This is a genomic window from Flavobacterium fluvii, from assembly GCF_900129545.1.
In the GTDB taxonomy this organism is placed as follows: Bacteria; Bacteroidota; Bacteroidia; order Flavobacteriales; family Flavobacteriaceae; genus Flavobacterium; species Flavobacterium fluvii.
In genome coordinates this window covers 18,371-30,734 of record NZ_FQWB01000003.1, presented here as the reverse complement: position 1 = coordinate 30,734, position 12,364 = coordinate 18,371, and the positions used below count along the sequence as shown (strand labels likewise).

Annotated in this window: 6 protein-coding genes; 1 reads left to right on the top strand and 5 read right to left on the bottom strand. The window is 35.3% G+C overall.

Annotation, left to right across the window (positions count from 1 at the left end):
• Positions 1-98: 98 nt before the first annotated feature.
• The 5 genes from BUC16_RS07865 to BUC16_RS07845 all read right to left on the bottom strand — a co-directional run bounded on the left by BUC16_RS07865 (position 99) and on the right by BUC16_RS07845 (position 8,733).
• A complete protein-coding gene (locus tag BUC16_RS07865) occupies positions 99-1,556 on the bottom strand; it encodes a glycoside hydrolase family 30 protein (protein WP_073369563.1) in 1,458 nt (485 codons plus the stop codon).
• An 88-nt stretch (positions 1,557-1,644) separates the two neighbouring features.
• A complete protein-coding gene (locus tag BUC16_RS07860) occupies positions 1,645-2,703 on the bottom strand; it encodes a family 16 glycosylhydrolase (protein ID WP_244534350.1) in 1,059 nt (352 codons plus the stop codon).
• Between the two features lie 238 nt (positions 2,704-2,941).
• Entirely contained in the window at positions 2,942-3,742 is an 801-nt protein-coding gene (locus BUC16_RS07855) for a hypothetical protein (protein WP_073369561.1), read from the bottom strand.
• 28 nt (positions 3,743-3,770) lie between these two features.
• Positions 3,771-5,477 (bottom strand): RagB/SusD family nutrient uptake outer membrane protein, encoded by a 1,707-nt coding sequence (locus tag BUC16_RS07850; RefSeq protein WP_073369559.1) that lies wholly within the window; start codon positions 5,475-5,477, stop codon positions 3,771-3,773.
• A gap of 16 nt (positions 5,478-5,493) precedes the next feature.
• A complete protein-coding gene (locus tag BUC16_RS07845; protein ID WP_073369557.1) occupies positions 5,494-8,733 on the bottom strand; it encodes a SusC/RagA family TonB-linked outer membrane protein in 3,240 nt (1,079 codons plus the stop codon).
• 755 nt (positions 8,734-9,488) lie between these two features.
• Here BUC16_RS07845 and BUC16_RS07840 point away from each other — a divergent pair.
• Positions 9,489-12,359, top strand: a complete 2,871-nt coding sequence (locus tag BUC16_RS07840; protein ID WP_073369555.1) for a triple tyrosine motif-containing protein — start codon at positions 9,489-9,491, stop codon at positions 12,357-12,359.
• Positions 12,360-12,364: the final 5 nt, after the last annotated feature.

The following is a 12,364-nucleotide window of genomic DNA, read 5'->3' as shown; positions in this document are numbered from 1 at the left end:
ATTTTTCAGCTGTCACATATGGTATCGCCTTTTTACTCATTGGTGTTTGCTTACGCAAACTTCTTGTTAATTGCGATTTCATATTGTTGTTTTGAATTTTAGTAAACCAGTGTTTGAATTGCATTGGGCAAAATAGATACCTCCGCAGCTTGTGTTCCAATACATAAATTATAAACCACTTTTTCTTTACTTTGATTCATCACGACAGTCACCATTTTCCCATTTGAATTAATGAAAGACGTACTCAACAAAGTGTCTCTGCTGACCACGGTGCTGACTCTCTTGGCATTTGGACGAATGAATTTTGAAAAATGTCCGATATAATAATAAGAAGGCGTGTAAATTAATTCACCCGTTGTCGTGTCTCCATGAATGGGTGCAAAACAAAAATTACCGACGTGGTTTGGCCCACCGTTTTCATCAAGAAGTATGTTCCAATCTGTCCAGGCAACGGTTCCATTATTGAAATCATTGATCATGGAAGTACCATATCTTGCTCCATTAGCCCAAAATTGATATTTAGCCGCATCAAATTTTTCGACACAACCTTCCGTAAAAATCAGGTTTTTTGAAGGATAAGCTTCGTGGACTTTTCCGACATTATCAAACATGGGTTTTCCGCCAGCCCAGGTTTCGTACCAATGAAATCCCATTCCCCAAGCATATTTTGAAGCTTCGGGATCAGAAAAAACAATGTTGGCTCTTTGATTCATCAAATCACGATTGTGATCCCAAACGATAATTTTCTTGTCTCCCAATCCTTCTTTTGCCAAAGTTGGCCCCAGATAATTTTTCAAAAAGTCTCTTTCCTCTTCGGCTGTGTAAATGCAGGATTCCCATGTTTGAACAGCCATCGGCTCATTTTGCACCGTCAATCCCCATATTGGGATTCCTTCTTTTTCGTAGGCTTTTATGAATTTTGAATAATAAGTTGCCCAAGGCTGATAATATTCCGTCAACAAAGAACCTCCTTGCAATAAATTATTGTTGCTTTTCATAAAAGCTGGCGGCGTCCAAGGACTGACATACAAGGTCGTTTTTCCTCCTGCCGTTGCCAATGCTCTTTTGATCATTGGAATACGATATTTTTTGTCGTGTTCAATGTTGAAGGTTTTTAATGACTTGTCGCCTTCATCAATATAAGTATAGCTGCCTGAACTAAAATCACAACTGTTGATATTGGTTCTCATCAAAGAATAACCGATTCCTTTGTCTGTGCTGTAATAGGCATTGAGCAATTCTTCTTGCTTATTCTTCGATAATTTTGCAAAAACCTCGGCACTGGCATCTGAAATTGCGCCTCCAATTCCCAAAAAAGTCTGAAAGGTTTTGAGTGGGTTTACAAAAACGCAAACTTGTCTTTCCGTAGGTTGCTTTAACTCCCTGAATACAAGATTATCTGTTTTTGACAATCTCAAACTAGAGTTTTCCGCAGTGGTATAAACCACGACGGATTTGTCTTTTGTAGAAAAAGGTTTGGATTCCATTCCTTTTTTTGATTGTGAAAAAGCAAAAAAAGAAACGATTAGAAATGATGACGTTATTATTATCTTCATAAGTTTCAAGAATATATATTATTGTAATTTTATAAAACACAAGTTCCTTCCTATACGAAAGCAACGAATGAAAAACCTGCAAAGTCCATTAATTGTATACTCTTACATAGTCGATTTCAAAAGTTGAAGAAGTAAAATTTGAATCTATTGCACCTCCAAAATTTCCACCAATTGCACAATTAATAATCAAGAAAAAATTCTGGTTGAATGGTACACTTGCTGAATTTGCAAAGGTTTTAAACAGCTGATTGTCCACGTAAAACTTGATTGAATCTGCTCTCCAATCTAATGTGTAAATGTGAAATTCCGAGGTTGCATTAGAAATCATTGTTGTCGCTCCATCTGCGGTTCCACCTGAATGACCAGGGTAATGAAGTGTTCCGTAAATTTTGTTGAGTTGATTTCCGAGATGTTCCATTATGTCTATTTCTCCACAAGCTGGCCATGGAGTAGAATCAATATTGCTGCCCAACATCCACAATGCCGGCCAAGTCCCACCTCCAACAGGCATTTTTGCCCTGAATTCTACTTTACCATATTTAAAAGAAAATTTGCCTTTGGTAAGTAGCCTCGCAGAAGTATAATTACTGCCTTGATAATTTTCTTTTTTAGTAATAATTTTCAATACGCCTCCTTGAACGATTGCATTGTCAGTTCTGTTGGTATAATATTGTGGTTCGTTGTTTCCCCAACCTCCAGCACCTAAATCATAACCCCATTTTGAACTGTTTGGCGCACCTTCAACATCAAATTCGTCACCCCAAATTTGGGAAGTGGCAACAAAAACCATGATGGATTTTGTTGAACTGAAATATTTTAACCCATTGAATGCCGTAACTTGCACTTCATAGGTTTTAGTACCACTTGAGCTATAGGCATGCGTAAAAACTCCCGTCGTGGTTTCAATAGTTTCGCCATCTCCAAAAACAACTTTGTATGAAGTGGCATTATTGGGACTAATGTTGAATTTAACCAATCCACTTCCATTACCATTTGGCATCGAAATAGTTGTACCGACAACTTCAGCATTAATTACCACATTTAATTGTGCATTATCAGGTACGCTGCCACTGGCGCTATCTCCAGAGCTACAACTCAACAAAGCCAAGAACAGCAAGGTTGACCATACCAAAATATTATTAATCATTTTCATCATTTTGATTGAATTATACTTCGAAAAAAACAAAAAGAAACCTAACCAATAATGCCATTAAAAAGACATTTGGTCAACTATTTTTTTGGTTTATATTGAATGAAATTTTGGTAAAGGGAAATAATGGCAAATAATTCTTTAGTGAAATATTTACACAATAACTAAAAGATTAATAATTCGAAAAAGGAAGAATTTAATCTTCCCTTTTCGAAAAACTACTAACTAACTAAAATTATTGCGGCTTGAAGACAAAAGTCCAGCCAGTTGAATTTGCTTCATTATTATTTAAATAAAGAACCATTTTGGTTGACGTAAGTTCAATAATTGTATATACACCATCTTTATTTCCAGCGGCATAACCCAACATTTTTGAATTTTTAATAATCAACTTTTTATTGGCAACATCCAACACAAAGCTTCCTTTTGTAGGTGTTGCTGTTAGAGTTTCATAGTGATTATAATTTGCTGCTCCATTCAAATCAAAATGCATTTTTCCATTTTGATCACTAGGACCACAACATATCCCTGCATTCCACCAAGCATTCATCGCTGTGCTTGGATCATTGGGAGGAGACATAAACCACCATAATGGACCGTCACCATTTGTCTGAGGATTATCTTTATAAAAAACCCAAGTTTTACCTGCCGATGTGTTGGTACCAACTAAATCATACCAATCTTGATCCAAAGCATGGTCCAGTTTATCAACTTGGACATCAATTGTTTTTGAAAAGAATTGTGACCCTAAAGTTCCCGTGTATTTAAAGGTCGCTTTCCCTGGTATAGGATAAATGAATTTTTTTTCATTGGTTAGCGCAAGTCCCAAGTTATAATCCCAATATCCTGTAATTCCTGGGCTTACCATACTGATGGTAATCTCATTGCCTCCTGGGGTACTTTGGGTAGCCACTAATTTAACTCCTGCAACATCTGTTGTGTCTGATAAGTGTTCTTCTTCTACAATTGGATCGCAGGCTGAAAAAATCAGCATAAACGAGGCAAATAGGAGATACATTATTTTAATATTTTTCATAATTATATTTTTTAATAGTTGTTAATTTTTACCAACCTGGATTTTGAGTATAAACGCCATTTGACAATCGTATTTCCGTTTCTGGAATAGGCATCAACCCTTTTGTTATTTCTCTGTATTTTGCAGTATAAGTAGCGTCTGTACCTGAATTTCTTACAGGAAATGAATCGCTAAATGCCGTTTTTACATCTCCCCAACGAACGAGGTCATACCAGTGCAAAGCTTCGAATGCAAATTCGTGTAAACGCTCTTCTTTTATGGCATCTAATGAATATCCTATAGGTAGTAATTTCGCTCTAGCTCGTACAGCATTCATTCCTGTTGCTGTTTTAGTGATTTCTGAATGCATCAACAATACATCGGCATAACGCATAAAGATAAAATCTTGCGCATGCATTAATTGCATGTCTGTATTAGACCATTTATACATTTGGACAAACATACCCACATTGCTTCCTGCAGCATTTGGATGTTGCAAAGAAGTGTATTTTTTATTGAAAAAACCTGTCTCATGATCCCCTTTGTCTCCCTTATAGCCATCTGTTCCTTGTTCTGCTCTGCCGACCTGAATGATGGAGCCCACTTTTCTAGGATCGGTATCTGCCCAAGTACTCCATAATTTTGGATTGACAGTACCCATTCCCCAACCTTGTCCGTAAGGCACCAATGAATTGTCACGCAATCCTGTAAACAAGGAAAGTCTGTTGGTGTACATTGGCCCATTGCTCCAATTCCAATCTCCAAAAGAAAATCGTTGAACAAACATGGTTTCTAGGTTTCCAGTTCCGAAAGTTGGCTTGGAACCATCTTGACCTACCCATGACAAATTTTCAGTTGCTGCCCAAGGCAATACAGTTTTACCGGCACTTTTGTTTATATAAGAATAAGGCCATAAGTTTCTAAAATCAGAAGCTAAAGCATGACCACTATTGCTCATACAATCATTCAAATAAGCAGTAACTTCAGCTGCACCCAATGTTTTTCCTCCAACTAAAGGCAAGTCGGTAGTGGCTTTCCCCTCGATATTGGTCATATATCCTGTATAAAACAAATACACACGTGCCATATAAGCTTCTGCAACCCATTTGTTTGCATGTCCATAACTAGAAGTTGGGATACTTGGGAATGGAGTGGCCGGCAATGACTCAATTGCAGCTTTTAAATCAGTGGCAATTTGTGCAAAAGTATCGCTGTAGCTAGCTCTTCCAACGTTTCTGTCTGCGTCAAGTGAGTTAATTAATGGGACTCCTCCAAAGAATTTGGCCAATCTAAAGTTGAAGAATGCTCTCATAAACAATGCTTCACCAATGGCTTGTTTTTTGAATTTATCCGCTTCTTCTTTAGTAGTGAAATACTTGGAAAAATCAGCAGCTGGCGTTTTATCGATAATTGCATTGGCTCTCGTTATCCCATAATAGGATTGTACCCACATATCGCGATAGGTATCTTCAAGAGGGTCTTCAAAATTGTCTACCCATTTGGCGGCCTTATCATCTGGACCACCACCACCCAACATCATGTTGTCCAGCAAATTGGCAGCCAGTTGTTCTTCACTCATGGCATTTTGAATATAAATGGCATTGTAAACACCAGCCATAGCTTCATTGATGTCTGTGGGTGTTTTATAAAAATTCTCTGAATTTTTTCCGTAAAGATTCTCTGAATCTAAATAGTCCGAGCAACTGGTTGCAACAAAAACGGTTGCAATTGCTATTATATATGTTATTTTTTTCATTGTCTTTGTATTTATATTAAAAATCTGCACTTAATCCAAACATTACCGTTCTTGCTTGAGGGTATAAACCAAGGTCGATTCCTGAAGCCCATTTTGTTTTGCTAGTGCTGGCATCGTCATTTCCTGAAAAACGAACTTCTGGATCCATACCGTCATATTTAGTAAAGGTATATAAGTTATTTACGGCAGCATACACTTTCAAGTTGGACATAAATTTAATATTAGAAAGCACTTTATTAAAATTATAGCCTATAGTTAAGTTGTTAATTCTTAAAAAATCTGCATCATGCATATAGATATCAGAAATATATTGGGTATTTCTATTGGATACTGAAGACAATCTAGGCATTGTGTTTGAAGTTCCTTCTCCATGCCAACGATTGAATACATCGGAGGTATAGTTTTGTTTAGGACTATCAGCAAATGACCTATATGATTGCATTACTTGCATACCATATTTACCAGCCATTGTGGTGTTTAGATATACATTTTTGTATTCAAAATTTAATTGAATTCCTAATTCGAAATCTGGGTTAGGATTGCCTAAATATACTTTGTCTTTCTCATCAATTAATCCGTCTTGATTTTGATCCACAAAACGAACATCTCCAGGACGTTGATCAACAAAGTAAGGGGTGCCGCTTGGGGTTAACCACTCATTTGCTTCTTGTTGATTTTGAATAATTCCAGCTGTTTTATAACCATAGAAATATCCTATTGGTTGTCCCACTTGTACTCTCGAAACTTCTCCAGTTCCTTGAGATAGCACATTGCTTGGTCCGTGGATGACACCATCGGCATTGTCAATTTTAGTCACTTCATTTTTGTTATGAGCACCGCTTAGAGTAATGCCATATTTGAAATCCCCTACTTTGTCATTCCAGTTTACAGAATATTCGACACCTGAATTTTCAACATTTCCTCCGTTGATAAAAGGAGCTGGAGCGCCATCTGTACCTCGACCATCAGGTTGTACTAACCAGTTTATGGTTGTTTTTTTGTACCAATCGAAAGTTAATCCTAGTTTAGAATCCAATAGTTTTGCATCGATACCAAAGTCTAACTGCTCTGAAGTTTCCCATCCAATAGAAAGATTAGGAACATTGCCGATTACTGCGGTTGTGCCAGATACGGGTTTCGTGTCGCCAAAAAAGTAACCTGGAAAAGAATAATTAATATTGGCTATATATTGAAAAGCCTCAATGGATTGATTTCCGTTTTGACCCCAACTTGCTCTCAGCTTGGCAAAATTAAGTACACTTGAAGTGCTTGACATAAAATCTTCTTTTGTAATTACCCAACCCGCAGAGGCTGATGGAAAATAAGCCCATCTGTGGTCTGGATGAAACTTTGAAGATCCATCAGCACGAAATGTTGCAGAAAACAAGTATTTTTCTTTATAATCATATTGTGCCCTTGCAAAGAAGGATTGAGTAGCACCGCCATTGGCAGCCCAATCTTTACCGTTTGCAGTAATATCGCTAATTGAAGCTGGACTTTGAGTATTGTCCAGATAGGCATATTTTGGATTGCCTGGAAACAATAAACCATTTCTAGTTGCCTTTAATTCATTATTAATTTGGTCACGAATTAATTCAGTTCCTATCACGGCAGTAATTTTATGCTCTCCAAAGTTGGTGTCATAAGACAGCGTATTGGTCCAAGTGGTATTGGCTCCAAAGTAAGAGTTTTGAGAGGCTCCATCTGTAGCGTCATTATAAAGCACTCCTAAATGATAGGTTGGATTCATTGATCTTCCATTTCCAAACCAAGAATCAACTCCATAAATCGTTTTGAATTTTAGATTCAAAAAAGGCTCAATTTCCACAAAGGCATTTCCGGTAATGTTATTGCCTTTGTTATAATTATAGTTGTGTCTGTAATACATAACTGCCAAAGGATTGGTTTGTCCAGTGTTCAAACCATCTAATGTAGGAGTGTATCCGAACTCATTGATGTTTCTATCTATCGAAGTTTGCCAATAAGCAGGTTGCAATGGATTTTGAACCAATGCATTGTGCAAATCATTCCAATAAATATTACCGTTAGCTACAGATCTGTTTTGAGTATTTGAATACGTAAAGTTTTCTCCAACCGTAATAATGCTGTGTTGATCATTCTTTTTCAATACCATGGTAGTGTTGAATCTTGCAGTAAGTCTTTTGTATCCTGCATCAGTAATGTTTCCGCCAAGGATACCATCTTGATCAAAATAGGAAATACCCGCTGAGTACGTAATATCTTCGCTACCTCCAGTCATATTTAAGGCGTGGCTGACTACTGGCGCATCTTTTTTGGTCATTTCATTAATCCAGTTGGTACCTTCCCAACCATCTTGCAATAGTTTCCAAACATCATCCCCCAATTGTTTTCCTGCACCAGGGTAATTAGTTTCTAGCCAGTTGTTGTCGTGAACCATTGCGTTCCAATCAGTTGGAGCCAACCCGTCGTTAACTCTTCCTTCATCATTTATATACATGTATTCTTGGGCATTCAATGGATCCAAGTTTTTGTATATATTTTGAATTCCAAAATAGAAATCATAGCTAATTTTTGCTGATTTTCCTTTACGTCCTTTTACAGTAGTTACCAAAACAACACCGTTAGCCGCTCTAGAACCATAAATTGCCGCAGAAGCTGCATCTTTCAAAACATCAATGGATTCAATGTCGGATGGATTCAAATAATCGATGCTGCCTACAGATACACCATCCACAATGTACAATGGGTTTGAATTCCCAGTCGTTCCTAATCCACGGATGGTTACCCTTGTTCCTGCACCTGGCGATCCATTGTTTTTGGTAATGCTTATACCCGGTGCAATTCCTTGAAGCGCTTCCATAGCCGAACCGGTATTTAATGCTGCAAGGTCTTCACCCTTAAAGTTAGAAGTTGCTCCAGTAATTAAACCCTTTTTTTGAGTTCCATATCCCACAACCACAACTTCTTGCAAAGATTGCGATTCAGGATTTAGTTTTGCATTAATAGTAGTCCTGCCTTTAATGGCTTCTTGAACCGTGGCATATCCCACGAAACTAAAAACTAAAGTGCCATTAGAATCGGCCTTTAATTGATAATTCCCATCCATATCCGAAGACGTTGCCTTTGTTGTTCCTTTGATTAAAATAGAAACTCCGGGAATGGGTAATCCGTTTTCGTCAATGACTTTCCCATTTATGGAAACATCTTGTGCTTGCCCATAAACTGAAAACAGAACGGATAAAAAACAAAAAATAAGTAATTTTGTTAATTTCATTTTTCAAATTTTTTTTGGTTAGTTAAAGTTAATTGTATTATAAAAAATCACTAATACGTTTACAAAAATAGATAAGATGTTAACTATATGTTAATAGGTTTTTGTCAATTACTGATGTTTTTTTTACACATTCCAAAATTTATTCCTTAATTAATTATTAAATACAAATTAATTTTCAATCAAGAACCAAATAAAAGAAACATCTAGACTAATGCCTAAAGATGGTTTTGACAGAACTTAAAGAATCAAAATCCAACCCCTTAAAACCTTAATAGACTTGATGTAAGATTGATTTATAAGTTCACTTCCACCAGAATCCACATTACACAATCAAAAAAATCCCCGGATGGTTAATCCGTTATCTTTCTATGTGTTTTCTGTTTACAACAGCGCCTTGTATTTGTCAATAAACTGAGAATAGAATAGGTAAAAATCAAAAAACCAGCAATTTTGTTAATTTCATTTTTCTAAATTTTTAGTTAATTAAATTAGTAATTTAACGCAATATTAATATTTAAATTTAACAATTGTCAAAAAAAATATCATACAAAAACACATCAATCAGCATATTTCAACATAACAAAAACACATCATTTTAAAAACAACTTGCTGTATTACAATATTTTAAAAAAATAAAAACCTTTTACATTATATAAAAAACACAAAAACAAACACTACATTTATATAAAAACAAAATATCTTCTATATTTAACAAAATATTTAAAGGCTCAAATTGCTAATTCTAAAATTAAACCATGAAATTAACATTTCCAAAATGTCTATTCTACATACTTTTATCCACATTAACACCTCTTTATTCCCAGGTAAAAAACATTGGATTACCGGAAATTAGAAACTACAAAAAAACGGATTACAAAGGAGGAACCCAAAACTGGAACATTGATCAAGACAAAAACGGCAATTTATATTTTGCCAACAACAATGGCCTTTTTCAATTTGACGGAATATCTTGGCATAAATACAGCTTACCCAATCTTTCCGTGATTAGAGACATAAAAGTTGAAGATTCAGGAAAAATATACGTGGGAGGTTATAATGAATTTGGATATTTCAAATCCGATTCTAAAGGCAAACTAATCTATAATTCACTTTCAAAATTTTTAGACAAAAAAAATCATGTTTTTGACATAGCATGGAAAATTCACCTCCATAAAGATGAAGTAGTTTTTCAGTCGTTTGAAAATGCATTTATATTTAAAAACAATAGAATTAGTACACTTAAACCATTGTCTCGTTTCCAGTTCTCATTTCAAGTTGAAAACAAACTCTATTTCCAGGATATTTCAAATGGATTACTGGAATATAGAGACGGAAAATTTTACCGCCTTGAAGGAACAACTATTTTAAACAACACCGAAGTTTGGGGAATGTTTCAAATGCCGGACAACAAACTTCTGATTGCAACCATAGACAAAGGGCTTTTTATATACGAAAACAACAAAATAAACTCTTGGAATTCCGAAGCCAACACATTCGTTAAAAAAAACAGCTGTTTAGGAGGTGTTTCCATCCAAAAGAAATTCATTGTCCTAAATTCTGTTTTAAACGGAATTATTATTTGTGACAAAACCGGCCGCATAATTCAGCATATCAATCAAAAAAAAGGTCTTCAAAACAACACCGTTCTCACTTCATTTGTTGACGACAAGAATAACCTGTGGCTAGGACTTGACAACGGAATAGCATTTGTAAACGAGAATTCTCCCTTTTCTTATTTTGGCACAAGCTATGATTTGAGCACTGTTTATGCTACAGCCATTTATAAAAATGATTTTTACGTCGCCACAAACCAAGGTGTTTTTCACCATTCTTGGAATACCCCATTCCAGGAAGACACTTTCAAATTAGTAGAAGGCACAACGGGCCAGGCATGGAACATTCAAGTGATCGACAATCAATTAATATGTGCCCACAATAGAGGTGCTCTATTAATCAAAGACAAAAAACTCAACAAAAACTTAGATAAAAAAGGATATTGGAGTTTTAAAAAAATCCCAAACAACCCCAATTACATGATTGGCTCAAATTACAATGGTTTTTCACTTTTTGAAAAAAAATCAGGAGAATGGCAATTTATTCAGCAAATTATGGGGTTTTCTAAATCTGTTGGAAACTTTGAAATAGACAATAAAAATATTTGGGTCAAAAAAGACGACCTAATTTATCAAATCATTTTGGGGAATGATTTAAAAAAATTCGAATCCATCAAAACACATCAAAACCTTTCCAAGATAGACAAAGGAATTACCAGCATTCAAACTATTAGAAACAATATTTATTTCCAAACGAACAATCATTTTTACAAATATTCGCAGTCCAATGAAGTTTTCTACAAAGACACTATCGTCAATGAACTATTTAAAAAAATACCCCAAACCAATACTATTTACGAGGACAACATTGGCAACATTTGGTATGTCATCAAAGAATCATTATGCGTTTTTAAAAGAAACAAAACTGGTGGCTATACCAATATTGTCGCTCCTTTTTACAATTTAACACAAAACCTGGTTTACAACAATCTCTCCATCAACACTATTGATCCCGAAAACATTTTCATTGGTCTTACCGATGGCTTAGCTCATTATGACTCAAAATTAAACAGTAATTTCATAACCAAACCCAAAGCATTCATTAGAAGTTTTTCGTTTATGGGAGACACCATACAATTTGGAAACGAAAAAAATAAAATGGGAAAATTTAAAATTCCCTATAAATCAAATTCCGAAAAATTCACGTTTTCATCTCCTACTTACGAGAACATGGAAAACATTAAATTCTCCTATCAGTTAGAAGGATTTGAAGACAAGTGGAGCAATTGGTCATCATCCTCAATAAAAGAATACACAAACCTGAGAGAAGGCAATTACACGATGAAAGTAAAGGTAAAAAATGGCCATGGAATCGAATCAGATGAAGCCTCTGTGCCGTTTACCATATCCCCGCCTTGGTATAGACATTTTATAGCCTATGTATTCTATGTAATTTCTGTCGCGATCATTATTTATTATATCCGAAAAAGAATCCAGACAAAAATCAGGAAAAACAAATACTTCGAAACGGTAGAGCAAAGGAGAATATATCTAGAAAAAGAAGCAAAAATAAGACAAGAGCAATTTGATCTGGAAAAAGAAATTGAAAGACTCCAAAACGAAAAACTCAAGACACAAATTTTGGTAAAAGACAAAGAACTGGTAACAAATTCCCTTCAGGTTGTCAAAAAAAACAAAATCCTCAATGGAATAATCCAAAAACTAAAGGACATAAACATTGATTCATTCGACGAATCTGCAAAATTACAATACAACAAATTAAACAAAAGCATAATTAAAGAAGTAAACACAGATCATAGTTGGAGAGATTTGGAAAAACACATCAAAAATGTTCATTTTGATTTTCTAAAAAAACTAAAAGAAAAACATCCAACTATAACGCCTCGTGAACTGGATTTGTCGACCTATTTACTGATGAATATGTCCACTAAAGAAATTGCCGAAATCATGAATATTTCAAGCGGAGGAGTCGAATTATCTCGTTATCGATTAAGAAAAAAACTAGGGCTGAACAAAAAAGAAAATCTAACCGGTTTCTTGATGAGTATTTAATAAAA